The 26,138-nt window shown below is 51.5% G+C and carries 29 protein-coding genes; 15 read left to right on the top strand and 14 right to left on the bottom strand.

Features of this window, described 5'->3' with window-relative positions:
- Window positions 1-60: 60 nt before the first annotated feature.
- Both AOC34_RS07430 and AOC34_RS07425 read left to right on the top strand, forming a co-directional pair.
- Complete coding sequence (locus AOC34_RS07430; protein WP_108469472.1) at window positions 61-810, top strand: electron transfer flavoprotein subunit beta/FixA family protein; 750 nt, start codon at window positions 61-63, stop codon at window positions 808-810.
- A complete protein-coding gene (locus AOC34_RS07425; protein WP_108469471.1) occupies window positions 811-1,749 on the top strand; it encodes an electron transfer flavoprotein subunit alpha/FixB family protein in 939 nt (312 codons plus the stop codon). It abuts the gene before it with no gap.
- Window positions 1,750-1,786: 37 nt separating this feature from the next.
- Here AOC34_RS07425 and AOC34_RS07420 read toward each other — a convergent pair whose 3' ends face one another.
- Window positions 1,787-2,233: a hypothetical protein gene (locus tag AOC34_RS07420; RefSeq protein WP_108469470.1), complete on the bottom strand. Its 447-nt coding sequence runs from the start codon at window positions 2,231-2,233 to the stop codon at window positions 1,787-1,789.
- A gap of 18 nt (window positions 2,234-2,251) precedes the next feature.
- Window positions 2,252-2,758 carry an META domain-containing protein gene (locus tag AOC34_RS07415; RefSeq protein ID WP_234408070.1) on the bottom strand — a complete coding sequence of 169 codons (507 nt, stop codon included), beginning with the start codon at window positions 2,756-2,758 and terminating at the stop codon, window positions 2,252-2,254.
- Window positions 2,759-2,972: 214 nt separating this feature from the next.
- Here AOC34_RS07415 and rpsP point away from each other — a divergent pair, with 214 nt between their 5' ends.
- The 6 genes from rpsP (at window position 2,973) to AOC34_RS07385 (ending at window position 6,855) form a co-directional block, all read left to right on the top strand.
- Entirely contained in the window at window positions 2,973-3,218 is a 246-nt protein-coding gene (gene rpsP, locus AOC34_RS07410) for a 30S ribosomal protein S16 (protein WP_108469468.1), read from the top strand.
- Between the two features lie 65 nt (window positions 3,219-3,283).
- Window positions 3,284-3,832 (top strand): ribosome maturation factor RimM, encoded by a 549-nt coding sequence (gene rimM / locus AOC34_RS07405; protein WP_108469467.1) that lies wholly within the window; start codon window positions 3,284-3,286, stop codon window positions 3,830-3,832.
- A 21-nt stretch (window positions 3,833-3,853) separates the two neighbouring features.
- Window positions 3,854-4,606 (top strand): tRNA (guanosine(37)-N1)-methyltransferase TrmD, encoded by a 753-nt coding sequence (gene trmD / locus AOC34_RS07400; protein WP_108469466.1) that lies wholly within the window; start codon window positions 3,854-3,856, stop codon window positions 4,604-4,606.
- Window positions 4,607-4,708: 102 nt separating this feature from the next.
- Window positions 4,709-5,104 (top strand): 50S ribosomal protein L19, encoded by a 396-nt coding sequence (rplS, locus tag AOC34_RS07395; protein ID WP_108469465.1) that lies wholly within the window; start codon window positions 4,709-4,711, stop codon window positions 5,102-5,104.
- A gap of 84 nt (window positions 5,105-5,188) precedes the next feature.
- Window positions 5,189-5,899, top strand: coding sequence for a CoA pyrophosphatase (locus AOC34_RS07390; RefSeq protein WP_108469464.1), 711 nt, complete (start codon window positions 5,189-5,191; stop codon window positions 5,897-5,899).
- On the top strand, window positions 5,896-6,855 hold the full coding sequence (locus AOC34_RS07385; protein ID WP_108469463.1) for a CobD/CbiB family protein: 960 nt from the start codon (window positions 5,896-5,898) through the stop codon (window positions 6,853-6,855). Before AOC34_RS07390 ends, AOC34_RS07385 begins: the two co-directional genes overlap by 4 nt.
- Here the strand turns inward: AOC34_RS07385 and rsgA are convergent.
- Together rsgA and AOC34_RS07375 are read right to left on the bottom strand one after the other, a co-directional pair.
- Window positions 6,800-7,798 carry a ribosome small subunit-dependent GTPase A gene (gene rsgA, locus AOC34_RS07380; protein WP_108469462.1) on the bottom strand — a complete coding sequence of 333 codons (999 nt, stop codon included), beginning with the start codon at window positions 7,796-7,798 and terminating at the stop codon, window positions 6,800-6,802. The genes AOC34_RS07385 and rsgA overlap by 56 nt on opposite strands.
- 9 nt (window positions 7,799-7,807) lie before the next feature.
- Window positions 7,808-9,064 carry a M48 family metallopeptidase gene (locus AOC34_RS07375; RefSeq protein WP_108469461.1) on the bottom strand — a complete coding sequence of 419 codons (1,257 nt, stop codon included), beginning with the start codon at window positions 9,062-9,064 and terminating at the stop codon, window positions 7,808-7,810.
- A gap of 15 nt (window positions 9,065-9,079) precedes the next feature.
- Between AOC34_RS07375 and orn the strand changes: the two genes are divergently transcribed.
- Complete coding sequence (orn, locus tag AOC34_RS07370; protein WP_108469460.1) at window positions 9,080-9,694, top strand: oligoribonuclease; 615 nt, start codon at window positions 9,080-9,082, stop codon at window positions 9,692-9,694.
- Here orn and mog read toward each other — a convergent pair.
- Window positions 9,691-10,320, bottom strand: coding sequence for a molybdopterin adenylyltransferase (gene mog, locus AOC34_RS07365; protein WP_108469459.1), 630 nt, complete (start codon window positions 10,318-10,320; stop codon window positions 9,691-9,693). The two genes, orn and mog, sit on opposite strands and share 4 nt — an antisense overlap.
- A 26-nt stretch (window positions 10,321-10,346) precedes the next feature.
- On the opposite strand from mog, the gene pmbA reads away from it, so the two are divergent.
- A complete protein-coding gene (gene pmbA / locus AOC34_RS07360; RefSeq protein WP_108469458.1) occupies window positions 10,347-11,693 on the top strand; it encodes a metalloprotease PmbA in 1,347 nt (448 codons plus the stop codon).
- A gap of 49 nt (window positions 11,694-11,742) precedes the next feature.
- On the top strand, window positions 11,743-12,831 hold the full coding sequence (locus AOC34_RS07355; RefSeq protein WP_108469457.1) for a TRAP transporter substrate-binding protein: 1,089 nt from the start codon (window positions 11,743-11,745) through the stop codon (window positions 12,829-12,831).
- A 20-nt stretch (window positions 12,832-12,851) separates the two neighbouring features.
- Here the strand turns inward: AOC34_RS07355 and AOC34_RS07350 are convergent, their stop codons facing one another.
- Genes AOC34_RS07350 through fdxA form a run of 4 tightly spaced genes read right to left on the bottom strand, consistent with a single transcriptional unit; the run spans window position 12,852 to window position 15,604 of the window.
- Window positions 12,852-13,346, bottom strand: a complete 495-nt coding sequence (locus AOC34_RS07350) for a dihydrofolate reductase (protein ID WP_108469456.1) — start codon at window positions 13,344-13,346, stop codon at window positions 12,852-12,854.
- Between the two features lie 15 nt (window positions 13,347-13,361).
- Window positions 13,362-14,156, bottom strand: coding sequence for a thymidylate synthase (locus tag AOC34_RS07345; RefSeq protein ID WP_108469455.1), 795 nt, complete (start codon window positions 14,154-14,156; stop codon window positions 13,362-13,364).
- Window positions 14,157-14,204: 48 nt separating this feature from the next.
- Window positions 14,205-15,239 (bottom strand): NAD(P)/FAD-dependent oxidoreductase, encoded by a 1,035-nt coding sequence (locus tag AOC34_RS07340; protein WP_234408069.1) that lies wholly within the window; start codon window positions 15,237-15,239, stop codon window positions 14,205-14,207.
- Window positions 15,240-15,280: 41 nt separating this feature from the next.
- A complete protein-coding gene (gene fdxA, locus AOC34_RS07335; protein WP_108469453.1) occupies window positions 15,281-15,604 on the bottom strand; it encodes a ferredoxin FdxA in 324 nt (107 codons plus the stop codon).
- Window positions 15,605-15,748: 144 nt separating this feature from the next.
- Between fdxA and AOC34_RS07330 the strand changes: the two genes are divergently transcribed.
- Window positions 15,749-16,741, top strand: coding sequence for a 2-hydroxyacid dehydrogenase (locus AOC34_RS07330; RefSeq protein WP_108469452.1), 993 nt, complete (start codon window positions 15,749-15,751; stop codon window positions 16,739-16,741).
- A gap of 44 nt (window positions 16,742-16,785) precedes the next feature.
- On the opposite strand, the gene AOC34_RS07325 is transcribed toward AOC34_RS07330, so the two are convergent.
- The 5 genes from AOC34_RS07325 to AOC34_RS07305 form a co-directional block, all read right to left on the bottom strand.
- Window positions 16,786-17,079, bottom strand: coding sequence for a hypothetical protein (locus tag AOC34_RS07325; protein ID WP_108469451.1), 294 nt, complete (start codon window positions 17,077-17,079; stop codon window positions 16,786-16,788).
- Window positions 17,080-17,092: 13 nt separating this feature from the next.
- Window positions 17,093-18,418, bottom strand: a complete 1,326-nt coding sequence (moeA, locus tag AOC34_RS07320; protein WP_108469450.1) for a molybdopterin molybdotransferase MoeA — start codon at window positions 18,416-18,418, stop codon at window positions 17,093-17,095.
- Window positions 18,419-18,441: 23 nt separating this feature from the next.
- Entirely contained in the window at window positions 18,442-18,999 is a 558-nt protein-coding gene (gene mobA / locus AOC34_RS07315) for a molybdenum cofactor guanylyltransferase MobA (protein WP_234408183.1), read from the bottom strand.
- A 56-nt stretch (window positions 19,000-19,055) separates the two neighbouring features.
- Window positions 19,056-20,171, bottom strand: coding sequence for a GTP 3',8-cyclase MoaA (gene moaA / locus AOC34_RS07310; protein ID WP_108469448.1), 1,116 nt, complete (start codon window positions 20,169-20,171; stop codon window positions 19,056-19,058).
- A gap of 71 nt (window positions 20,172-20,242) precedes the next feature.
- Window positions 20,243-22,942, bottom strand: a complete 2,700-nt coding sequence (locus AOC34_RS07305) for an Rne/Rng family ribonuclease (RefSeq protein WP_108469447.1) — start codon at window positions 22,940-22,942, stop codon at window positions 20,243-20,245.
- A gap of 449 nt (window positions 22,943-23,391) precedes the next feature.
- Between AOC34_RS07305 and AOC34_RS07295 the strand changes: the two genes are divergently transcribed.
- Genes AOC34_RS07295 through AOC34_RS07285 form a run of 3 tightly spaced genes read left to right on the top strand, consistent with a single transcriptional unit; the run spans window position 23,392 to window position 26,138 of the window.
- Window positions 23,392-24,423, top strand: a complete 1,032-nt coding sequence (locus AOC34_RS07295) for an RluA family pseudouridine synthase (protein WP_108469445.1) — start codon at window positions 23,392-23,394, stop codon at window positions 24,421-24,423.
- Window positions 24,424-24,455: 32 nt separating this feature from the next.
- Complete coding sequence (locus tag AOC34_RS07290; RefSeq protein ID WP_108469444.1) at window positions 24,456-25,187, top strand: HAD-IA family hydrolase; 732 nt, start codon at window positions 24,456-24,458, stop codon at window positions 25,185-25,187.
- A 9-nt stretch (window positions 25,188-25,196) separates the two neighbouring features.
- Window positions 25,197-26,138, top strand: coding sequence for a S49 family peptidase (locus AOC34_RS07285; protein WP_108469443.1), 942 nt, complete (start codon window positions 25,197-25,199; stop codon window positions 26,136-26,138).

Below are 26,138 nucleotides of genomic sequence, written 5' to 3'. Positions count from 1 at the left end.
TACCCCAGGGGCGAGTAAAATCGACGTTGTTTATTCCATAGAAGAGACTAAGTAAGTGCCATGAAAATTCTGGTTGCGGTGAAGCGCGTTGTTGATTACAACGTCAAGATTCGAGTCAAGTCTGACCAGTCCGGTGTTGATACTGCGAATGTGAAGATGAGCATGAATCCATTCGATGAAATTGCAGTGGAAGAGGCCATTCGTTTAAAAGAGGCCGGCATTGCAAGCGAGATCGTGGTTTTCTCGGCAGGGAGTCAGCAGTGCCAAGAGACGCTCCGAACCGCATTGGCCATTGGTGCCGATCGCGCCATCTTGGTTGAAACCGACGTTGATTTACAGCCTTTAGCGGTAGCAAAGTTATTGCAAGCCGTGTGCGCCAAAGAGCAGCCCCAATTGATTATTTTGGGCAAACAGGCCATTGACGACGACAGCAATCAGACCGGTCAAATGTTGGCGGCCCTCATGGATATTCCGCAAGCCACCTTCGCATCGAAAGTGGCTTTTGTAGATGGCACGCTTAACGTGACCCGCGAAGTCGATGGTGGTCTAGAAACTATTTCGATGACTCTACCGGCAGTGATTACCACCGATTTGCGCCTGAATGAGCCCCGCTACGTTACCTTGCCCAACATCATGAAGGCAAAGAAAAAAGAATTGGAAATCATTAAGCCCGATGCATTAGGGGTTGACGTGACTCCGCATTTGAAAACCATCAAAGTCGAAGAGCCCCCAAAACGGACGGCGGGCATCCTCGTCGCAGACGTTGCTGCGCTGGTGGATAAATTAAAAAATGAAGCGAAGGTGATTTAAATGGCCGCACTTGTATTAGCAGAGCACGATAACCAGATCCTCAAGGCGGCTACCTTAAACACCGTAACAGCGGCCCTTGCGTGTAGCCCAGAAGTCGATATTTTGGTGGCTGGGAGCCATGCCGATACCGTGGCAACTGCAGCAGCGGCGATTCCAGGCATTCGGAAAGTGATTTTGATTGATGATGCTGCATTGCTGGATCAACTGGCTGAGCCGGTAGCGGCGCAAATTTTGGCGCTGGCCAGCGGGTACGAGCATCTCTTAGCAGCGGCTACTGCCCATGGCAAGAATGTGATGCCGCGGGTTGCTGCCAAACTAGACGTGGCTCAGGTATCCGATATCACGCATGTCATTAGCGCTGATACCTTTGCTCGGCCCATCTACGCTGGTAATGCGATCGCTACGGTGCAGTCGCTGGATGCCACTAAAGTACTGACGGTGCGAAGCACGGGCTTTGAAGCGGCTAGCGCAACCGGAGGAAATGCACCGGTTGAAAAGCGCAATGCTGCCCCATGTGCGAGCGGCGCTACTTTTGTGGGCCGTGATTTAAGTAAATCGGATCGCCCAGAGTTAACTGCTGCAAAGATCATCGTATCGGGCGGACGGGGTTTGGGATCAGGCGAAAAGTACCAAGAGTTAATAGCGCCGCTGGCCGATACACTCGGAGCCGCCTTGGGCGCATCGCGCGCTGCAGTGGATGCCGGCTATGTTCCTAACGACTATCAAGTGGGTCAAACCGGCAAGATTGTGGCGCCTGACCTGTATGTCGCAGTCGGAATCTCGGGTGCGATTCAGCACTTGGCTGGCATGAAAGACTCGAAAGTTATCGTGGCGATCAATAAAGATTCTGAGGCACCGATTTTTGGTGTCGCTGATTACGGCTTGGTTGCGGATTTGTTTACAGCGGTGCCGGAACTAACGAAGGCCTTGGAAAAGTAAATCCGATTTCAGTGGGGCTGCTTATTAGCCCCATTTTTTATTGCGATAACTTGCGCGCTTCAATGAGTTGAGAGATAAAGAATTGCTCAAATGCAATTGCAAAAAAGCTCATCATTAAGGCGGCGCCAAACACCAAACAAAAAATCACCAGCAGAATAGTCGACCAGCCAGTTTGCGTTGCCTGTTCCGGCGAAATACCAGGATTGAATTCAGCATCCCAGCGCTCGCCACTGCGAAGACCATATGCAATGGTGGTTAAGAAGCTGGCTTCAATTGAAATAAAGCCCAGGGTTAATAAAAACCAGCCGGCAAATGAGCCGAGTTCGGTTGTGCTTAAGATGATCCAGCCGCTGATACCGCCAATGATGGCAGCGAATTGCAGCCAGCCCCAATAGGATTTCAGCCCCTGTAAGTAAAGGCAATTAAAGCCAGCCCCAGGGAAAAAGAAACCCAATGCGCAAAATAATAATTTAGACCGAATCATGGTGTTGCATCCTTATGCTCATTTCAATTTACCACTTTGCACAAAACGCAGTACATTCTGATCGCGTCCAATGAGGAGCAGGCGATCATCATCACGCACTAGGCGTTGGTAGTCATTGAGTTGATATAGAAATGCACTCTCTAATTCCATGCGATCAGCTGAACAGGCCATGCGGGTGCTGGCAATCTTGTCAATGCTGATGCCACGCTGATCTTCTGTTAGCTGTGCTGTAAAACGATTGCATCCAGAAAAGCCACTTACTGTATTCGTGCGGGCATCGAATTGAATCGAAATTGCTGGCATCCCGCCGTCTGAAGGTAGGGGGCGTGGTCGAACCTCGCCTTTGCTATTGGGCGCCAAACTCCAGCGCTCCAGAGCCCAGGCGCCACTCAGTTCGATTGCCGGCGGGCTGGTTCTGGCATTGCAGGGCGGCAATACCTGGGCGCAGCCGATCAGGAGGCCGAGGATTCCGAGCGCAGAAAAACGGGCTAAGCGTGAATAATGTAAATTCCGTATTTGTGCCATTATTTTCATTTAACCCATTGTTTTTATTGATATTTTATACAATTTACTGCTGCGCTTGCTTTAATTCATCTAGTAAGGGGTGGATCAAGACCCGCTTTTCGTCTAGAATATATGGTTTCCTGCTGATCATTGTGTCAGTAAGAGTTCACGATTTAGCACCGATTTCATTGGGTTGTATTCAACCTGTTTTAACTACCGATTTTAAGGAATAAGTATGGTCGTCATTCGACTGGCACGCGGCGGTTCAAAAAAACGCCCTTTTTACAGCATTGTTGCAACCGATAAGCGCAACCGTCGCGACTCCAATTTTATTGAGCGCATTGGTTATTTCAACCCATCCGCTGCTGAGTCTGAGCAGGCAATGCGGGTTGCACAAGATCGCTTGACCTATTGGACTGGCGTCGGTGCACAAATTTCACCAACCGTGAAACGCTTGATTAAAGATCATCCTGCCGCCTAAACTGCTGCGCATGTTGCGTTAGGACAGTTTTTACACAGTATTGTTTTTTTAAGGGAGGGTGTTGAATGACTTCAGCTCTCCCATCAGACTTAGTCGAGCTAGGTCTCATTCAAGATGCACAAGGCCTGCGGGGCCAGATTAAGGTTAGGCCCTTTTCATCTGATCCTGTAGCGCTGCTATCTACTAAATCCATCTGGCTTTCCCTCTTAAGTCCACAGCTTAGTCGTGGCGCTCGCATTCCGGAAGCGCCAAGGCAGCATGCAGTGAACAGTGCCAAGCTCCATAGTGGGTTTGTTGTGATGAGCCTCGAGGGCATTGTTGATCGTGATCAGGCCTTGGCTGTTAAAGGCGCAAGGCTTTTGCTAAGTCGCGCAGCATTTCCGCAAGCAGAATCAAGCACGTACTACTGGGTTGATTTGGTGGGTTGCGAGGTCATTGGGCACGGGCAATTGCCGCTTGGGCTTGTCACTGAAATAACCGAGAACGGCGCGCATGCCATCATGACGGTGCAAGGTAGTGACCGCATTCATTTAATTCCCTTTGTTCCCGAGATTGTTCAGGATGTGGATTTGACTCAAAAACAAATAACCGTTCTCTGGGATGCTGAATGGTGATGTATTTTTTTTGGACCACCTGTGCGCTTTGATGTTGTAAGTCTTTTTCCGGAGATGTTCTCTGCTTTAACGGAGTGGGGCGTCACTGGCCGAGCCTATCAGCGCGGCCTTACCTCTCTGCGCCTTTGGAATCCTCGGGACTATGCCCATGACCCCCGCAAAACCGTTGATGACCGTGCTTACGGCGGCGGCCCTGGGATGGTCATGATGGCAAAGCCCCTGGAAGATACGGTAGAGGCCATCAAAGCCGAGCACCAATCGAGCGGTGTCCAAACCGGCCCGATTTGCCTGCTGGCACCCCAAGGTGAGCGTTTTTCCCAGAAGATAGCGAAAGATATACTCAGTTACGGTAATTTAACCTTGATTTGCGGTAGATATGAGGCGGTAGACCAACGTTTTGTTGATCGCACGGTTGATTTGCAGCTCTCTATCGGGGATTTTGTGGTTTCTGGTGGTGAATTACCCGCCATGACCATGATGGATGCGGTTATTCGGCTGATCCCAGGGGTGCTGGGGGATGAGGATTCTGCGGCCCAGGATAGCTTTATTAATGGCCTTTTGGACCATCCGCACTACACCCGGCCTGAAATATATGCAGAAATACCAGTGCCGGACGTGCTTTTAGGCGGACATCACGCTAAAATAATGGATTGGCGTCGGCAAGAGTCGTTAAAGCTGACATCAAGATTGCGCCCAGACCTCATTGAGGATGCGCGTAAGAATGGGTTGCTTAGTGAAGAAGATGAACGTTTTTTATTGTTGTTGTTGAAATAAAAAATACTTCTGAACTAAACAAAATGAAATAACTGCATCCTCTGTCTGGTCCGATTGCTTTGGCAACGGGATAAACGCTGACATGATGTTTAAGGATAAAAAATGAATTTGATTGAAAAAATTGAGCAAGAAGAAATTGCTCGTCTCACCGCCAACAAAACAATTCCAAGTTTTGCTCCTGGCGATACCGTGATTGTGGGTGTGAATGTGGTTGAAGGCACACGCAAGCGGACCCAAGCATTCGAAGGTGTAGTGATTGCCAAACGCAATCGCGGACTGAACTCCAGTTTCATCGTGCGTAAGATTTCTTCTGGTGAGGGCGTAGAGCGTACCTTCCAAACTTACTCACCATTAATTGCTAGCATTGAGGTGAAGCGTCGCGGTGATGTGCGTCGCGCCAAACTCTACTACTTGCGTGATCGTTCAGGCAAGTCAGCGCGTATTAAAGAAAAGTTGCAAGCGCGTGTTAAGCCTAGCGCTCAGGCGGCTGCAGAGTAAGCGGTTTTCTGCATTGAAGAAAAGGCGGCCTTGGTCGCCTTTTTTCTTAAGCGCATTACCCTTCTGGATCACCTAAAATAAACCATGTCTTCTGCTAGTGCATCCCCATCCCGCTTTGATCCTAAGATCGTGCCTATTGAGCGTTGTTGTGATGCCGATCCACGCATTGCGGAGAATGCCCTACTAGCTGATGCCTTGCGTAAGCGTTTTTTGCAAACGCTAGAGTGGTCCCCTGAAATCACCGATGAAAATCGCTATGCCTTGGCTGCGGACATTATTAGCACCCGATCGGCTAAAGGCATGACAACCGATGCGGCAGTATTGGTGCCGGTTTTGAAAAAGCCCGAGGGTTTATCCATTTTGTTAACCCAGCGCACGGATCATTTGCATGACCATGCTGGCCAAATTAGCTTCCCGGGTGGCCGTATGGATGCTGGGGATATAGATTTACGGGCGACTGCGCTGCGCGAAAGCCAAGAAGAAATCGGCCTTGAATCCGGGCGCGTAGAGATTATTGGCACTTTGCCGGAGTATTTGACGGTATCGGGCTATCGTGTCACACCAGTGGTTGCTTTGGTTGATCCACAGCCCCACTATCCGGTCGATGCCTTTGAGGTAGCTGATGTATTTGATGTCCCGCTTCCCTTTTTAATGGACCCCGCCAACCATCAAGTTCGGGTTTGGAGTAATGGCGAGGAGCGCCGCCGCTTCTATGCCATGCCCTACCAGGATCGATTTATTTGGGGCGCTACGGCCGGCATGCTCAGAAACCTATATCATTTCTTAAAATTATGAGTTTTTTATCCATTCTCCTCGCCCTAATTGCTGAACAATATCGGCCAGTGACTCCTAACCATTGGGTTCGGCGGATGAGCGCTGGCTGGCTGGATTGGGTTGCCAAGGAGTTTGGGGCCAAGCGTGAGGAAGGTGCGTCTGCAGTAGGGGCGCGCATGGCATGCTTGATTGCCTTCATATTGCCTACGGTGATTATTTTCGTATTGCATGTGGCATTCATGCTGACCTACCCCATTTTGGCATTCGTGCTGAACGTAGCCATCGTCTACCTCTTCTTTGGCTTTCGGCAATTTAGCCATTCGTTTACGGCTGTTCACATTGCGATTCAGAACCATGACTTACCAGCCGCGCGTGAGGCCTTAGCGCAGTGGTATGGACCTGAGCTGGATGCTAGCCATTTGAGCGAGGTTGAGGTGATTTCCTTGGCATTGGAAAAAGCCATTATTGGCGCCCATCGCCACGTGCTTGGTGTGCTCTTTTGGTTCCTGGTGCCGATCGGCCCTGCTGGGGTTGTGCTGTATCGCTTTGCTGATACCGCATCGCAGCGCTGGACGCAGTTAGGTGACTTTCATCTGAGCCAGGCAGCACGCCATTTCTTTTATGTGTTGGATTGGGTTCCAGCGCGTATGACGGCGATGACCTTTGCCATTGTGGGTAATTTTGAGGGCGCGGTGTACTCTTGGCGCTACCTCTCGCAAAAGTGGAGTGATTCGTTAAATGGACTGATCCTCGCAGCTGGAAGCGGCGCTTTGGGTGTCCGCTTAGGTGAGCCATTAAGCGAGCCAGACAGCGATGAAGCGCTGCGCATGGCTGAAGCAGGCGAAGCAGCAGTCTATGAGATAGGGCTAGAGCCCAGCGAACGTTCTATGCGTTCTGCCATTGGCTTAGTGTGGCGCACCGTTATTTTTTGCTTGATTTTGTTGGCGATGTTGACCATCGCTCTTTGGCTTGGGTAATTCCCTGGAGCTGTACATCCGCAGTCTTGGAATCCGAGCGCAACTGACGAAATAAATTGAGGCGCTCAGCAGTAATCTGATTTTTTTCGACCGCATCCCGAATCGCACAGTCAGGCTCACTCAGGTGCGCGCAGTTATGAAAGCGGCATTGACCTAGTACGCTTTTGAATTCACGAAACGCATGCTGCAACTCACTCACCGATAGGTGGGCCAAACCAAACTCTTGAAAGCCCGGCGAGTCAATCAGCGCGCCTAATTGGCCTTGTTGATCACGCCCCCATTCTGGTAAATCGTAGTAACGGCATGCTGTGGTGGTGTGCTTTCCAGTATCGAGTCGAACCGAATACTCTTGCGTGACTGCAGCCGCATCAGGTACCCAGGCATTGAGTAAAGTCGATTTGCCCATGCCGGATTGACCAACCAATGCCGAAACTTTTCCACATAGGGCGGATTGCAAGGATGCCATCGACACCGGATCAAATTTGGCTGAGACCTCGGTAACGGGGTAACCCATGCGCGCATAGGGTTCAACGAGTTTGCGCGCCATCGGCAGGCTGTCCTGCAGATCGCATTTATTGAGGATGATGTGGAGCCCAATGTCGTGGGCTTCAGCGGCAACCACGGCACGGCCAAGCAGGTCGGGCGAGAATGCCGGCTGCGTTGCCAGTACGACTAAGATTTGATCGACGTTGGATGCAATTAATTTGCTTTTGAAGGCATCCGAACGGTAAAGCAGGTTGCGCCGCTCTTCAATCTGAATGATGCGTGCCTGATCGGGTGAGGTGCTTTCTAAAAGCAGGCGGTCGCCGACCGCGCCAACGTGCTGCTTGGCTGGGGTGCTGACCTGAATGAAGGGGCCGCTATGCGAGCCATCGGCGGCTATTCGTTCGGCGAGGTAATGCCGGCCATAGGAGGCGATGAGCAGGGCACGAAATTGCTCCATGCAGTCCGTTTAGGCTTGACTTAGGCGCTGCAGATTTGCGATGCGCAGGGGTGCAGGCGGATGGGAGCTATAGAACGCCGTATAAATCGGATCGGGGGTCAGGGTCGACGCATTATCTTGGTAGAGCTTCACGAGGGCCGAGATTAAATCGCGCGCCGATGCCTTCTCCGCAGCAAAACCATCGGCTTCGTATTCATGCTTACGTGAGGCAAGGCTGCTGATGGGTGTAAAGAAAAAACCAAATACCGGCGAGACCAACATAAAGAGCGCCAGTGCTAAGCCGCCGTTATATCCCTCTAAGCTGGGCGTGACTCCCAGGTCAATATAAAACCAGGCTTGTGTACTAATCCAGCCGAGCAGCGCGAGCATCACAAAGCTCATTGCAAATGAAACCAATAAACGCTTGCGAATGTGATTGCGTTTGTAGTGCCCGAGTTCGTGTGCCAGTACTGCCTCTACTTCCCCTGGGTTCAGTTTCTCAATCAAGGTATCAAAGAAGACAATGCGCTTGGCTTTGCCGATGCCGGTGAAGTAGGCGTTGCCATGGGCGCTGCGTTTACTGCCATCCATCACAAATAAGCCCTGGCTAGCAAAGTCACAGCGCTTGAGCAGACCTTCGATTTGGGTTTTCAGCGGACCCTCTTCCAGGGCTTTAAATTTATTAAACAAGGGCGCAATGAACGTAGGAAAGAGCCAAAGCAGCAGGGCATTAAACACAGTCCATACCGCCCAAGCCCATAGCCACCAAAGGCTACCTGCTTCTGCCATCAGGCTCAGCACTACCCACAGCAGTGGTAAGCCTAGCGCCGCTCCAAGGGCTACGCCCTTGACCATATCCAACACAAACAGTTTTGGCGTCATGCGATTAAATCCATACGCTGCTTCAATCCCAAACTGCTTATGCCAGGTGAAGGGCAGATCCAAAATTCCAGAAATCAAAAAGATCGAGCAAAGCAATGCCATTTGCTGGGCAATGCCGTTACCCATGAGATCGGTTAGTACTTGATTGAGATACTCTAGGCCGCCTAACAAGGTAAAGGCGATGAGCACGAGTGCACTGAAGGCGTTTTCGAGCAAGCCCAGTTTTAGTTTAGCAATGGTGTAGTCGGCAGCCTTTTGATGCTCGCCTAAAGTGATACGCTGTGCAAACTCCGCCGGAACCGTTTTGCGGTGGGCGGCTACATGGCGAATTTGCCGCTGGGCAAGCCAGTGGCGCAGGCCAAAACTGAGGATGAATGCGGCTAAGAAGATAAAAGTAAATGTCATGAGATCATTATAGATATGAGCGAAAAAAATGATGCCCCTGTAGCAAATACTGCCCCAGCCAGTGAGCGTTTGGTTTGGCTGGATATGGAGATGTCTGGACTCAAGCCGGATAGCGACCGTATTTTAGAGATTGCCTTGATTGTGACCGATGCCAATCTCAATGCCATTGCCACGGCCCCAGTCTGGGTGGTGCATCAAGACGATGCTGTTCTCGATGGCATGGATGCGTGGAACAAAGGCACCCATGGCAAATCGGGTCTGATTGATCGGGTGAAGGCCTCAACGCTGAATGAAGAAGATGTAGAACAAGCTTGCATTGCTTTTTTAAAGCAGTACGTGAAGGCGGGCATTTCACCGATGTGTGGCAATTCCATTTGCCAGGACCGCCGCTTTATGGCGCGCTACATGCCGAAGTTAGAGGCATATTTTCATTACCGCAATGTGGATGTGTCCACCATTAAGGAGCTGGCTCGCCGCTGGCAGCCTGAGATCATGAAGGGCTTTGTTAAAAAGCAGGCGCACACTGCCTTAGCCGATATTGAAGAATCGATTGAAGAACTGCGCTATTACCGCAAAACCTTTTTTATTCCCAGCACAACTGCATCGTCACTACCGACTGCCGCTGACTAAGGACGTGGTTTGATTGCGCTTTTTGGCCTAAAGACCGAAATGATGTCGGGATTGGCCTCAATGTAGGGGCCACCAATTAAATCAATGCAGTAAGGTACAGAGGCAAAGATGCCGGCGGCCAGAATTTCCCCGTCCGCATCTTTCAGTCCTTCCAGAATTTCCCGGATGGATTTTGGCTGTCCAGGCAGATTGATAATCAATGCTGCATGCCCTTCAATTTCACGTAATACAGCAACTTGCCGAGACAAAATCGCAGTCGGCACAAAACGCAGGCTAATTTGACGCATCTGTTCCCCAAAGCCAGGCATTTCTCGCGTCCCCGCCTCTAGGGTTGCCTCTGGCGTGACGTCCCGTCGCCCAGGACCGGTTCCGCCGGTAGTGAGGACCAGGTCACAGCCCAACTCATCGACAAGCTCAATCAGGGTCTCGGTAATGGTCTCAGCATCGTCTGGGATGAGGCGTTCATGGGTGCTGAGGGGCGAGGTGATGGCAAGGCCAAGCCAGTTTTTGAGGGCGGGTATGCCTTCGTCCTGGTAAGTGCCTGCACTGGCTCGATCGGAGATCGAAACCAGACCAATCCGCACTTCATCAGGATGGCTGCGTTCGGGATTTTCTGTATGCTTCATGGCTCTATTCTAGCTATCATTGAGGAATGTTTACATATACCCCCAATCAATTCAAAGTCATTGTCGAATTTATGCTTTCCGAGGCCCGCAAGTTGGGCGCCTCTGATGCCGCGGTCGAGGTTTCCGAGGGTCAAGGCCTCTCGGTCACCGTACGTAAAGGAGCGGTAGAAACCATTGAGCAAAGTCTGGATAAGCAAATTGGCCTCAGCGTATACCTTGGTCAGCGCCGGGGCAATGCCAGCACCAGTGATTTTTCACCGGATTCCTTGCGTAAAACCGTAGAGGCTGCATTTCATATTGCGCGCCATACCGCGGAAGACGATTGTGCTGGCCTGCCCGATCCAGATCTCTTGGAAAAAAAGCCTAAAAACTTAGACCTATTTCATCCGTGGATGATTGAATCAGAAGAGGCCATTGCCTTAGCTCAGCGTGCAGAGGCTGCTGCATTTGCAGTCAGTCCGCAAATCACGAATAGCGACGGCGCCTCGGTATCGGCACACCACGCTCATTTCATGATGGGTACCAGCAACGGCTTTATGGGCGGTTACCCATACTCGCGGCACTTTATTTCCTGTGCGCCGATTGCTAGCGGTGGCAGAAAAAAATCGGCCATGCAGCGCGACGATTGGTATTCCAGTTCGCGCATGGCACAAGACCTAGCCAAGCCAGCGGATATTGGTCGTTATGCAGCGCAGCGCGCCTTGTCGCGCCTGAATGCCAAATCACTCAGCACCCGCCGCTGCCCCGTTATCTTTGAAGCTCCGCTGGCTGCAGGCTTATTAGGCACCTTGGTGCAGGCCGTTTCGGGCGGTGCTTTGTATCGCCGTTCAAGCTTCTTGTTAGACAGCCTCGGTAAGCCAGTATTGCCAAGCCACGTTGACTTGATCGAGAACCCGCACCTCAAAGGCTTAACTGGCAGCTCGCCATTCGATGAGGAGGGTGTTAAGACCCGCGCGCGCAGCGTAGTATCCAAGGGGGTTTTAGAGGGCTACTTCCTCTCAAGCTACTCTGCTCGTAAGCTTGGCATGAAAACCACCGGCAATGCAGGGGGATCACATCACCTCACGCTCAGTAGCTCAAGAACGCCTAAAGGCGGTTTGCCTGCCTTGTTGAAGGAAATGGGTACGGGCTTACTCGTTACCGAGCTGATGGGTCAGGGCGTTAATTATGTCACCGGTGATTACTCTCGCGGTGCTTTTGGTTACTGGGTTGAAGGCGGGGAGATACAGTACCCCGTTGAAGAAATTACCATTGCTGGAAACGTGCGGGACATGCTGATGGACATCGAACTGATTGGTAGTGATGTTTTGGTTCGCGGCACCAAAGAAGTGGGCTCGATTCTGATTGGATCGATGACCATTGGTGGAAAATAAAAATACGGTTTAGATTGCTAAATACATCGAACACAAGAAGGGAGTCTTTGTGGAGCGCAGATCATTTTTAAAAAAAGCAACGATTGCAACCGGTGTTGGCGGAGCCACTTTGGCGGCACCAGCGATTGCGCAATCACAGCCCAGCCTGAATTGGCGGCTTGTTTCGAGCTTTCCGAAGTCATTGGATAATTTGTATGGCACATCCGAGATTTTTGCCAATGCGCTGCGCAAAGCAACCGATGGCAAGTTCAACATCAAGGTGTTTGCTGCCGGCGAAATCGTCCCGCCCCTGCAAGTGCAGGATGCAGTACAAAATGGCACGGTTGAGGTAGGCCATACCGCGGGCTATTACTCCTTAGGCAAAGACAGTGCCTTTATCTTTGACACTGCAGCGCCGTTTGGTATGACTGCACGCCAGCAAACTGCGTGGATGCTCCATGGCAACGGTATGAAGTTAATGCGTGAGCTCTATGCTTCCTACAATATCGTGAACTTCATGGGCGGCCAAACAGGAACCCAAATGGGCGGCTGGTTTCGGAAAGAAATTAAAACGGTTGCCGATCTCAAGGGCCTAAAGTTTCGGATTGCCGGGTTTGCTGGCAACATTCTTTCCAAATTAGGGGTTGTGCCACAACAGCTGCCTGCCGGTGAGATTTATTCCGCCTTAGAAAAAGGCACAATCGATGCCGCCGAATTTGTCGGTCCCTACGATGACGAAAAATTGGGGCTAGCCAAGGTAGCCAAAAATTACTACTACCCTGCGTGGTGGGAGGGTGGCGCGTCACTGTCTTTTCTGGTGAATAAAAAGAAGTGGGACGAACTGCCTCCTGCATATCAAGCTGCGTGGGAGGGCGCCTGCTTTCAGGCGCATACCGAGATGTGTGCAAAGTACGATGCCCTAAATCCCCCAGCATTGCAGCGCTTACTGCAAAACGGTGCCGTGCTGCGGAAGTTCAATACGCAAATACTCGACGCCTGTTTTACGGCAACCCAAGAAGCCTACGCCGAGGAGTCTGCAAAAAATCCCCGCTTCAAAGCCATTTATGAGGATTATCGGCGCTTTCGGAATATGGAGGCGCAGTGGTTTAATGTGGCCGAACAGGCATTTGCGCAATACAGCTTCAATAAAAAACTGTAACAGCGAATCGAAACTACGTTTTAACCCGGCTTGCGCTCCAAGGTGACAAAGTCAAAGTGGATGTCACCTTCGTGTGCAGGGGTGCGCTCTTGTTCGCGCCATTGTTCTGGGTGGGGGACGGTAAAAAAGGTATCGCCGCCGTCAACCTCAATATCAATTTCGGTAATATAAAGGCGGTCAGCTAAATCAAAGGCCTGGGTAAAGAGTTGCTCACCGCCAATCACAAATACCCGTTCAAGATCGCTCAAGCGCTGTAGCGCATCACCCAAGGAGCTAGCGACTTCCGCGCCAGTGAGCTGCAAGTCGGCATTGCGGCTTACGACAATATTGCGCCTGCCAGGTAAAGGGCGGCCAATCGATTCCCAAGTCTTACGACCCATGATGACGGGGTAGCCCATGGTGACGCGCTTAAAAAATTGCAGGTCAGCAGATATTTTCCAGGGCATTTGATTGTCGCGACCGATAACATTGCCGTGAGCGCGAGCAACAATCATAGAGATAGCAGGTTGAGTCATAGTTAATCGAATTAATTAAATGGCAACGGGCGCTTTGATGTGGGGATGGCATTCATAACCCACAATTTCAAAGTCTTCAAAGGCATAGTCAAAGAGTGATGCAGGCTTACGCCCGATCTTCAGTTGTGGCAGTGGGAAGGGCTTACGTGAGAGTTGCAGCTCAACCTGCTCGAGGTGATTGCTGTAGAGGTGGCAATCGCCCCCCGTCCAAATAAACTCACCCGGCTCTAAGTCGCACTGCTGCGCAACCATGTGCGTTAGCAGGGCGTAGCTGGCAATATTGAATGGCACTCCCAAAAAGATATCGGCACTGCGTTGATATAGCTGGCACGATAATTTGCCATCGGCGACATAGAACTGGAAAAAAGCATGGCATGGCGCCAGGGCCATGCGCGGTATGTCAGCCACATTCCATGCCGAGACAATCAGACGGCGCGAGTCGGGATTGGTTTTGATGCTGTTGACGACTTCGCTGATTTGATCGATGTGCTGGCCATTGGGTGCGGGCCATGAACGCCATTGGTAACCGTAGATCGGGCCTAATTCACCATCGGGCGCTGCCCATTCATTCCAAATCGAAACGCCGCGCTCTTTTAACCAATTATTGTCGGTGCTGCCATTCAGAAACCACAGTAATTCATAGATGATGGATTTGAGGTGTAACTTTTTGGTCGTTACCATCGGAAAACCGTCGGCCAGATTAAAGCGCATTTGATAGCCAAAAACAGAGACGGTGCCGGTGCCGGTTCGATCGGATTTTTGAACGCCCTGGTTTAGGACATGCTGCATAAGTTGGTGGTATTGATGCATTCGTTTAACTGTTCGATCAAATGGGAATAGGTAGAGATTAACCCAATATTACGCAGGCTTCTGTAAGCCCAGCAATTGCTGCAATTTGGGTGAGGTAGTGGTGTATTGCAACTGCACCGGTCGATCCGGAAAAATGACCTGGGCGGCCGCAAAAGCCGCCAATGCCGCCTCATGAAAGCCCGATAGGATCAGTTTTTTCTTACCGGGATAGGTATTGATATCGCCAACCGCAAAAATCCCTGGGATGCTGCTTTCAAAGTGGGCGGTATCCACTTCAATTTGCTTGCGACTGAGTGCGAGGCCCCAATCGACAATGGGCCCCAATTTGGGGGAGAGGCCAAAAAAGACGAGCAGGGCATCAAGCGGGATGGTTTGCTGATGGCCATCTGGATCCTCAACTTCAAGCGCCGTTAGCTGACCATCATTACTTGCATAGCCAGTGGCCTGCCCAACGCAAAGAGTAATTTTTCCAGCGGCGCGCAGATTATGAAATTGATCCAGGATGTGTTTGTCTGCTTTCAATTCACTGCGACGGTGTACCAGGGTGACGTGCTTGGCAGTAGACGCAAAATGAATGGCCCATTCCACAGCAGTTTCATCGCCACCGCAAATGACGATGGTGCGCTGATTAAATTGCTCGGGCTCTTCAACGAAATAGAAGAGTTGCTTGTTCTCAAACGCAGCAATGCCATCGAGCGCTAAGGTACGGGCTTGAAACGCCCCAACGCCAGCGGCAATAAAAATGGTTTTGCTGATAAAGGATTGGCCTGCGGTAGTGCGTATCAAAAAACGCGAATCGTCTTCTTGCTTTAACTCCATTACCGCCTGACCCAAATGCATCGGCGGCTTAAAGGGGGCAATCTGCCGTAGGAGATTATCGGTTAGCTCGCGACCGGTGCAGACCGGTATGCCTGGAATATCGTAAATGGGTTTATTGGGGTAGAGCGCCATGCACTGGCCGCCGGCTTGTGGCAATGCATCAATAATGTGCGCCTGAATTTCCAGTAAACCGAGTTCAAATGCTTGAAATAAACCAACTGGGCCCGCGCCAATAATGACCGCATCGGTTTCAATTGCTTGCACAGTAGCTCTGCTTGGATTGAATGCAATCCATTACGTTCGCTTTACTTGACGAGTTGATCTAGTTTGGCAGTAACGTCTTTCCATTCGTCTGCGTCGGGAAGGGCGCCCTTGGACTTGGTAATCGATGGCCAGCCCTGCGCCAGATCCAAATTCATTTTGATGAATGCTTGCTGATCGCCCGGCACATCGTCTTCTGCATAAATCGCATTGACGGGGCATTCCGGAACGCATACAGCGCAATCGATGCACTCATCGGGATCAATCACTAAAAAGTTAGGTCCTTCGCGAAAGCAATCAACCGGACAGACATCAACGCAGTCGGTATATTTGCAGCGAATACAGGCTTCAGTAACAACGTAGGTCATGGCATTTAACGAGTTGAATAGCGAAAGGGACCAGAAGCTAGTAGCCAACAGAGGATGGCGTAGCAACCAGCGTACTAGTCCATTTTAGCCGAATTGCCTCTTTTTCCAAGAAAGACCGATTTGGCTTGGTGTAAAGTGCCAAGGATGAATACCACCTCAAAACCCAAAATCCTTGTCTCCAGAGCTATTTTCCCTGAGGCGCTGGCTGAGCTAGAACAATCCTTTGACGTTATTTCCAATCAGGCCGATGTGGTGATGACCCCGGAAGCCCTTGCCTCTCAGTTGGCTGGCGTATCTGCTGCATTGGTAACGGGTAGCGAACGCATCGATGCCAAGGCCCTTGCGCAGGCCAAAGGCCTGAAGATTGTGGCTAACATTTCGGTGGGGTATAACAATTTTGATGTGCCGGCGATGACGGCTGCTGGCGTGATGGCAACGAATACCCCTGATGTGCTCACGGATACAACCGCAGACTTTGGCTTTGCCTTACTAATGGCAACCGCGCGCCGCGTAACTGAGTCCGAGCGCTGGATTCGGGACGGCAATTGGAATCAGTGGTCGATTGTTACCAATCCATTAGGAATGGATATCCACCACACCACGCTTGGCATTATTGGCATGGGCCGCATCGGCCAAGGCATTGCGAAGCGCGCCTTGGGCTTTGGTATGAATGTGATTTATCACAATCGCAGTCGCTTGCCCGAGGCGGATGAAAAAGCCTGCCAAGCACGCTATGTTGATAAAGAAACCCTGCTCAAGGAAGCAGATCACGTTATTTTGGTGCTGCCTTATTCGGCTGAGAGTCATCACACGATTGGCGCAAAAGAAATTGCACTCATGAAACCCACCGCAACGCTGGTGAATATTGCCCGCGGCGGAATTGTGGACGACGTTGCTTTGGCTGCAGCACTCAAAGCCAAGACTATCTTTGCGGCGGGCCTCGATGTATTTGAGGGCGAGCCCAAAGTGCATCCGGATTTATTAGCCTGCTCGAATGTCGTGCTGGCTCCGCATATCGCCAGTGCAAGCGAAAAAACCCGTAGGGCCATGATTGCGCTAGCCGCTCGAAACGTTCGGGCAGCGCTTGCTGGCGATAAACCACCAAGCCTGATTAATGCAGAGGTATTTGCGAAGTAAACGACGCCGTTGTTAGGTCCTTGCTAGTAAAGTCCTAGCAAGGATTAATCGGTTTCGATTTCGTCGGGTAATTCGCGCAGGGCGAGCTCAATTCCACCGAACTTGTCGGCCACCCAGTTGTAGACTTTGCAGGCAATCCACAGCAAGCCAAAGCCGAGTAGGGCATTCAGAATTAAAGCCGATACTACGGTAAATCCTGGAATCGACCCGTCGCGAACAAATGCCACAAACAAGGCCAATAAAACGATCGGAACCGAGAAGCAGAGGTAGACCAAAACCAAGGTTTTGGCGGTATGCAGGGGGTCTAAATAGACAATTTCTTTTTTCGTGAATTTCATAATTGCTGCAATCTTAAAGCAGTCCCTCAAAAAGCACCACATTTACTAGGTCGCCTGCCGCAATATTGCCTTGCTCGTGGCCCAAAACAATAAAGCAGTTGGCCTCACTCATCGACCGCAAGATGCCTGCACCTTGGCTGCCAGTGACTCGAACCAGCGTCTTGCCATCAGGGCCGATTTCTAAAATGCCCCGTTGGTATTCGGTTCTGCCGGGCTTTTTACGAATCGCTGCCGATGCAATTGCCTGGGTCAGTGGCGGTCTGAGCTGCGTTGCGCCGCTTAGCTGCAAGAGTGCTGATTGAACAAATTGATAGAAGGTGACCATGACTGCCACGGGATTACCGGGCAAACCAAAAAATAAAGTGGTGCGCGGAGGAGTTTGATTGGGAACCGGTTTGAGAATGCCAAATGCCATTGGCCGTCCAGGGCGCATGGCAATTTTCCAAAAGCCCACATCCCCTAATTCCTGCATAACCTGTTTAGTGAAGTCAGCCTCACCAACCGAGACCCCGCCCGAGGAAATGATCACATCCGCCTTTAATGCTGCTTTTGTAAAGGCGCTCTTTAATGCTAGCGGATCGTCTTGAATGATTCCGCAATCAAGCACATCCAGGCTCAGGCGATTGAGAAGCCCCATCAGGCTATAGCGATTGCTGTCATAAATACTGCCTGAGTCTAGGGCCACTCCCAGGGGTCGCAGCTCATTGCCCGACGAGAGGATGGCTACCCGTAATTTGCGTTTTACCGTCAGTGTATTAATGCCGAGCGATGCAGCCAAACCCAAATCCGATGGCCGCAAAATGCGTCCTGCCGCAATGGCCACCGAGCCTTGTGCCAGATCCTCGCCGCGCAAGCGGCGATTCTCCCCACTTGAAACCGCATTCGATTCAAATTGAATGCGCTCAATGCTATCGCCGGCAAGGGGAAGTTTTTGCGTCATTTCCTGAGGTATGACGGTATCGCATTGGCTGGGCATCAATGCCCCCGTCATGATCTTGAGGCATTGACCTGCTGCGAGTGAGCCGGTAAACGGAGCACCAGCAAAAACGGTGCCCACAACCATCAGTTGAGTAAGGGGACCACTACTAAGTTCTGCTCCCCGAAAGGCAAAGCCATCCATCGCTGAATTGTCAGCAGCCGGTACATCAATCGGCGACAACACATCACTCGCCAAAACGCGATTGAGGCCTTGATCGAGTGCAACCGATTCGGTTTCAGCGAATGCGTCTGAGGCGAGCAATTGATCTACGAGATCAGAAATGGCTGCACGGGTTTCTTCGACCGTGAGTCCAGTGTTTAGTAAATGTGGAGCATTGGGTGAGAGGGATGTAGCGCTCATCGTGGACGATCCTAAAATAGAATTTAGTTTGAGGCTTGCAAGACCTGCTCTAAGGCCTGCAATTCTTCTGGCGTATTGGTGTTGGCAAACGCGGCGTCATCGGCAAAGACAATGGTGCTCGAGGGCAGCGCTTCGAACCAGCGGTCAATTTTCCGTCCACCTTGATCTAAAAATGCTTGAAGTGATTGCTGCACGCTGCGGCGCATCAGGCAAAAAACGGGCTGCGTCCAGCTTATGCCCGCTGGATCTATGCTAGAGGCATACACGAGATCGGATTGCGTGGAGATCATTTCATCCAGTAGTCGCTCACTTAAATTGAGCGGAAAGACCGGCGAGTCGCAGGGCACCGACAGAAGGTATTCGGTTTTGCAGTGCTCGAGGCCAGCTGCAAACCCAGCAAGTGGACCGGCAAAGTCCGGGTGCTTGTCGGCTATGACAGCATGACCGTATTCCGCATAACGATCGTGGTTGCGATTGGCATTAATCAGGATAGTTGTGACTTGCGGGCTCAACCTGGCAATGGCTTGCTCGATCAAGGGCTTTCCCATGAAAGGAATTAAACCTTTGTCGATGCCGCCCATTCGCTGGGCGCGGCCGCCCGCCAAAATGAGGCCGGTAATCTCAGCGTGCACAGTGATTAACCACCAATGTAGGACATCTCTACTTTGTGTGCCGAGCGCCCAAGCTCTGCTGTTGCTTGGCCACGGATTTCAGAGTAGTTATCATTGCGCATAGACCAGGTGCTCATGATGGCATTGGCGATCTCTAAATCGCTGCTGCCAGAACGCAACATGGTCTTGAAGTCATAACCTTGACTAGCAAATAAACAGAGGTAGAGTTGACCGTCCGTCGAGATGCGGGCGCGACTGCACTCGTGGCAAAAGGTTTGGGTCACGCTGGAGATAACACCGATTTCACCGGCGCCATCGACGTAGCGCCAGCGCTGTGCCACTTCACCGGCATAGTTGGCCTCGATTGGCTCTAGCGGATACATCGCATGAATCCGCTCAATTACTTCTTTGGATGGCAGCACTTCTTTCATATCCCAGCCATTCGAACTTCCGACATCCATAAACTCGATGAAGCGCAAGGTGACACCGGTATTCCGAAAGTGACTCGCCATCGCAATGATCTCCTGATCATTGGTGCCTTTTTTGACCACCATATTGACTTTAATCGACTCAAAGCCGGCTTCTTGAGCTGCAGTAATGCCGTCCAGCACATCGCTAACCGGAAAATCCACATCATTCATTTTTTTAAAGACAGCATCATTCAAGCCATCTAAGCTAATGGTGAGGCGATGTAAACCAGCCGCCTTGAGTTGCGCTGCCTTTTTTCGCAACAGGCTACCGTTGGTGGTGAGGGTTAATTCAAGGGGATTGCCGTCCGGTTTTTTAATCTCCGCCAGCATCGCGATTAAGGTCTCGACATTCTTGCGAAGCAATGGCTCGCCACCCGTCAAGCGAATTTTTTCAACGCCAAGCGATGCAAAAATGACTGTGAGACGTGTCATCTCTTCGAAGCTCAGCAGGGCACTTTGTGACAGGTAGGGATAGTCCTGATCAAACACTTCCTTAGGCATGCAGTAGGTGCACCGGAAGTTGCACCGGTCCGTTACTGAAATGCGTAAATCACGCAAAGGACGTCCACGCAAATCCACCGACCGGCTCGTGGGAGCGGTCAGACTGGATGGCATTACAGGGGCAAGGCCCTTGCCTTCATCAATGCGGATGGGGATAACGCGTTCAACCATGACTCAATTATGGCGGTGATTTAAATGGGGCGCTTAATTAAACAAAACCCCAATAAAGGGGTTTTGTGGGTTTAGATTTCTTTCGGTACCGATTTTTCCTGACCACCGGTTTCGATCAGGACCATGGGGCCCTGAGGAAGTGTTGCTGGTGGCTTGGGTTCGCGTGCAACCCGCATTGGGGCTGGCTCTGCTTGGATCTGGGTTTGGACCTCAGCTAATTTAGCTGTGTCTGTACCAACCCAAACCATGCCTGCTGATTCGATGACCTGCTGCAAAGGCTTTTCTTCGAGTGGGGTGAAAGCCACTTTGGGTAGCTCCGGCGCTGGAGCTGACATGACCGGCGCTACTGCTACCGGCTTCGCAGGCGCTGGTGCGGGTGCACTAGCAGCGGGCACGAAACTGGCCGAAGCCGATTCCGAGGATTGCTGAGCTGCTCCGTTATTACGCTCACCCTGATTACGCTCGCTGTTATTGGAGCGTGGTGGGCGAGATCCGCGACCACCCGATTGTGGGCTTGCTTTGCGAGCAGTAAAGCTGGCAGTCAGTTCACCTGTAGGAATGGTTGCCGATGATCCGGCCATGCCCGATGGAGGCCATGCGCCACCAGCAGTGTAGCTAGTGATCACTGTTGCATTCGCTTCTGGAGCGCCCTCACTACGCTCGGTGCGTTGCCCACGACCACGACCGCGTCGATTGCGACCGCGACCCCGGCGTTCATCACTGCCCTCCGCTGCTGAATTGCTATCAACTGTGGATGGAGCATCACTTGGCTTTGCACTAGATGCGTCTGTATCGGTGCGCGCTACTTCTGGGCGCTCGGTGCGGCCATTGCGATTGCGACCACGGCCTTCTTGGCGGGGTTTTGCTTCACGAGCGCCTTCTGAGTTCGAGGCGGCATCGGGAGTTGCACCTGCTGGCCGCTCACCGCGTTCGCTGCGTTCGCCGCGACGTCCACGATTGCGTCCACCACGGTCACCGCCATTGCGATTACCGTCGCGGCCCTGGGCATTGCGGCCGCGTGGAGCAGGAGCTGCTGGCTTAACTTCTGGCTCGCTAGAGGAGAACAGTTTTTTGATGAAACCAAAGAGACCGCCTGAGCTGGATTGCGTATCTGCACTCGCAGTGCGAGCTGGACGCGGCTGGGTAACCGGTGCAGGTTGGCTTGGAGTAATGCCTTTGACAGCAGCCTCAGGGCGGGCTTTTACATCACCCTCTTTGCGGCTTACTACCGTATCGGCTTCGAGTTCACGCGCGGCTTCTTCGGCCATGACATAACTGGCTTTTTGATCGTCGAGGCGAACATCATCATGGCGCAAGCGCTCGAGTTTGTAATGCGGTGTTTCCAAATGCTTGTTTGGAATCATCAAGACATTGACTTTGAAGCGGCTTTCGATCTTAATCACTTCAGCGCGCTTTTCATTCAAGAGGAAAGCAGCAACTTCAACGGGAACTTGCGTATGAATCGCAGCCGTATTTTCTTTCATGGCCTCTTCTTGAATAATCCGCAAGACTTGCAATGCAGATGATTCGGTATCACGAATATGCCCGGTGCCATTACAGCGTGGGCAGGCAACGTGGCTACCCTCGGATAAAGCAGGGCGCAAACGTTGGCGTGACATTTCCATCAGGCCAAATTTAGAAATCTTGCCCATCTGAACCCGAGCACGATCATGACGCAATGCATCGCGCAGGCGATTTTCAACATCCTTTTGACTCTTGCTCGACTCCATATCAATGAAGTCAATCACAATCAGGCCACCAAGGTCACGTAAGCGAGCTTGGCGTGCAATCTCATCGGCTGCCTCAAGGTTGGTACGGGTAGCGGTCTCTTCAATATCGGATCCGCGGGTAGCGCGTGCGGAGTTGACGTCGACCGAAACCAGGGCTTCGGTATGGTCAATCACAATCGCACCGCCAGAAGGCAGTGGAACGGTACGCGAGTATGCCGTCTCAATTTGGTGCTCAATCTGGAAACGCGAAAAGAGCGGAACGTCGTCTTGATAGCGTTTGACGCGTGGCAAGTTATCCGGCATGACGACCGACATAAAGGCTTGTGCCTGCTCAAAAATGTCGTCGGTGTCGATTAGGATTTCGCCAATATCGGGCTGGAAGTAGTCCCGAATCGCACGAATAACTAGGCTGGACTCTAAATAAATCAAGAGTGGTGCTGAATTGCCTTGGGCTGCTTCATCAATTGCCTTCCACAGCTGCATCAGGTAACTTAAGTCCCACTGCAATTCGACGGCATCGCGTCCAATACCGGCAGTGCGAGCAATGATGCTCATGCCGTCAGGTATTTCAAGCTGAGCCATGGCCTCGCGTAATTCCTGACGATCTTCACCCTCAATGCGGCGCGATACGCCACCGCCGCGGGGGTTATTTGGCATTAATACTAAGTAGCGACCAGCCAGGGAGACAAACGAGGTGAGTGCAGCGCCTTTTTGGCCGCGCTCTTCTTTTTCTACCTGAACAATGATTTCTTGGCCTTCGCGTAAGGCCTCTTTAATGGTGGCATTGCGAACATCCACACCGTCTTTAAAGTAGGTTCTGGCTACTTCTTTAAATGGCAGGAAGCCGTGGCGCTCTTCACCGTAATTGACAAAACAGGCTTCGAGCGAAGGCTCAATGCGCGTAATAACGCCTTTGTAAATATTGCCTTTGCGTTGTTCGCGACCGGCAGCTTCAATATCAATATCGATTAATTTTTGACCATCAACGATGGCGACTCTCAACTCTTCCTGTTGAGTTGCATTAAATAACATGCGTTTCATAACACTCTCCTATGGGGGAGGATGTCGTTGCGCGGTGCGGTAGGGGACAGATTGGCGCCGTCATGGGGATGTATTCCCAAGTGGCTTTACGAGTGTGGAGCAAGCTTTTGCCTAGCGCTGAGCTGGGCTTTAACCGATCTAAAGGGTATGAAGGTCGGTGCCACACTGGACACTCGCCGCAGCGACCTCCTTAAGGCCATCAATGCAGGCGCGTGCCTGAAAACTGTCTTCTAATCGCGGGTCGCGGCAAACGGCACACCAACCCTGCGCCTCATTAAAACGGGAGAGGGGCAACCCCGGGAGTCTTTTTAAGGGCGACTCCAAGCTCCACGATGAATTTCTGCATCGGGCCAATTAATTGGCTAGTGCCTTGATTATACGGTAGAAGTAGTTTGACAATAAGGGTATTCTTAGTTTCTTTGCTATTTTGGCGAAGAAATCCCCCCTTTATGAAATCCGACCCTACTCATAGCCCAAGCCCTAGCCCAAGCGCGCCAAAAGCCGCTGCACAAGTCCTATTTCAGACAATTGGGCCGGAAGAGGCTGGGCAGCGCCTGGATAATTACCTCCTGAAATGGGCCAAAGGGGTTCCCAAGAGCCACCTTTATCGCATCATTCGCTCGGGCGAGGTTCGGGTCAACAAAAAACGCGCAGAGCCGACTACCCGCCTGATGGAGGGGGACCTCATTCGCATTCCGCCAGTGCGCTTGGCTGCTCCTGATCGTGGACCGGCTGAAAATGCCTTCAAAGACCAATCGCGCGCGCAGTTGTATTCCGCCAAAATGCCGATTTTGTTCGAAGATGAAGCGTTGCTCATTGTGGATAAGCCATCCGGTCTGGCAGTCCATGGTGGCTCTGGCATTTCCCTGGGCGTGATTGAGACCTTACGCATGACGCGACCCGAGTTGCACTTCCTGGAGCTCGTGCACCGGCTCGATCGAGATACCTCGGGTGTGCTGATGCTAGCGAAAAAGCGTAGCGCTCTCGTTGAGTTGCATCGGCAGATTCGAGAGGGTCTGACTGATAAACGTTATTACTTAGTCACGCATGGCCAGATCGCACTCGCAACTCCAACGGTGCAATTGAAGTTCCCCCTGCATAAATACCTGTTAGCCAATGGCGAACGTCGAGTGAAAGTGGATCCACAGGGATTGCCTAGTCATACCTCCCTACGCGTTACCGAAGTCTACGAGCGGGGTGAGGATCGAGTAAGCATGGCAGAGGCCCAATTAAAAACAGGCCGCACCCACCAAATTCGAGTGCACTTGCAAAAAATAGGGCATCCGATTTTGGGGGACGATAAATACGGCATTGATGATGAGGATCGCCGGTTAAAGCCCAAACGCCTTTTATTGCATGCCCATCTTGCCGGATTTATTCATCCGCGTAGTGGAGAAAAGATGCGGATTGAGTCGCCCTTGCCGCCGGACTTCACCGCTTTTCTGAAGGGCTTTCACCCCATTAAGCCAGAAACGGTATAGTGGTTTCTCACTATTCAGCAAGGTCCTTAGCAATGCCGCAAGTCCATTCACCCCTCTACGCAAGCCACGGCAAAGACCAGGAGCGACGCTATGAGCTGATTGTGTGGGACTGGGATGGCACCGTTATCGATTCCACTCCGACGATCGTGTTTTGCATTCAGCAGGCTTGCCGCGATCTTGGCTTTCCGGAGCCAGATGACTCTTTGGCAAGTTCGGTGATCGGATTGGGCATTCAGGATTCATTGCGTAGGGCTGTGCCATGGATTGAGCCGGTGCATTTCCCCAAATTAGTGGATCGTTTTCGCCACCATTATTTAGCGCGTGATCATGATCTGCATTTATTTGGCGGCATTCGTGAGCTGCTAGAGGAACTTCGTGCTGCCGGTTTTCGCCTGGGCGTAGCAACTGGTAAATCGCGTGTTGGTTTGGATCGTTCATTGACTCACCATGGTCTTGGTCATCTGTTTGACGAAACGCGCACTGCAGACGAATCCTTTTCAAAGCCACATCCCGGCATGTTGCTTGAACTCTCTGATGTGCTGCAAGTGCCAGTACGTCGAATGTTGATGGTGGGGGATACCACCCATGATTTACAAATGGCGATCAACGCTGGAGTGGACGGGGTTGCGGTAACCTATGGCGCCCATCCACTCGATACCTTGCAAACCACCGATTCGCTGGGCTATGTGCACAGCGTACCGGAGCTGAGTAACTGGCTTAAACAGAATACCTACATTGATTTAGCTGCTGCAAAACCCGCTTAAGGATTAGACATGGAACAAGAAAAAAATTGGGAGCGTCAAGCGCTGGAGCACCTACTTTTAGAGAATCTAAAAGAGACTCGCAAGGCCCGGCGTTGGAAAACCGTATTGCGCGTTCTGTCCCTCATCCTGATTGTGGGTTTCATTTTGCAAGTATTGGATCTACGTCCTTTTGGCGATAGCTTTGGTACCGAGCGCCATACGGCGATGGTTAGTATCGAAGGTGAGATTAGCTCGAGTGCCATCGCCAATGCCTTGGATGTTGGATCGGCCCTACAAGCTGCCTTTGAGAACGACAACAGCGTGGGTGTAATTTTGCGCATTAACAGTCCAGGTGGATCGCCAGTGCAATCGGGGATTATTAATGATGAGATTCGGCGCCTGCGCGCGCTGTATCCGAACAAGCCCCTGCATGTGGTGGTGGAAGACATCTGCGCCTCCGGTGGTTATTACATTGCGGTTGCGGGCGATCAAATTCTGGTCGACAAAGCCAGCATTGTGGGTTCGATTGGGGTAGTGATGGATAGCTTTGGCTTTACTGGATTAATGGACAAGCTCGGTATCTCGCGCCGCATGATTACAGCGGGCTCAAATAAGGGCATGCTCGATCCCTTTAGCAAGGAAGATCCAAAGCAAGTTGAAATGGTGCAAACCATGCTCAATGAAATTCACCAGCAATTTATTACGGTGGTGAAAGCAGGGCGCGGCGATCGCTTGAAAGAAACCCCCGATTTATTTTCTGGTCGCGTATGGAATGGCGAGCAAGCCGTAAAAATGGGGCTGGCCGATGGTTTTGGTACGGTCGATACCGTGGCGCGCGATGTCTTTAAGGCGCCTAATATTCTTGACTACACCATGAAAGAAAATTTTGCCGAACGGGTTGCGAAACGCTTTGGTGCTGAGGTAGGTTCGGCCGCTGGCAAAGCATTGGTGCGGTCGGGCGATATCAAATAA

The organism is Polynucleobacter difficilis (assembly GCF_003065365.1).
GTDB lineage: Bacteria > Pseudomonadota > Gammaproteobacteria > Burkholderiales > Burkholderiaceae > Polynucleobacter > Polynucleobacter difficilis.
The sequence above is the reverse complement of the archived record's forward strand: the minus strand, read 5'-3'. Positions and strand labels throughout refer to the sequence as shown.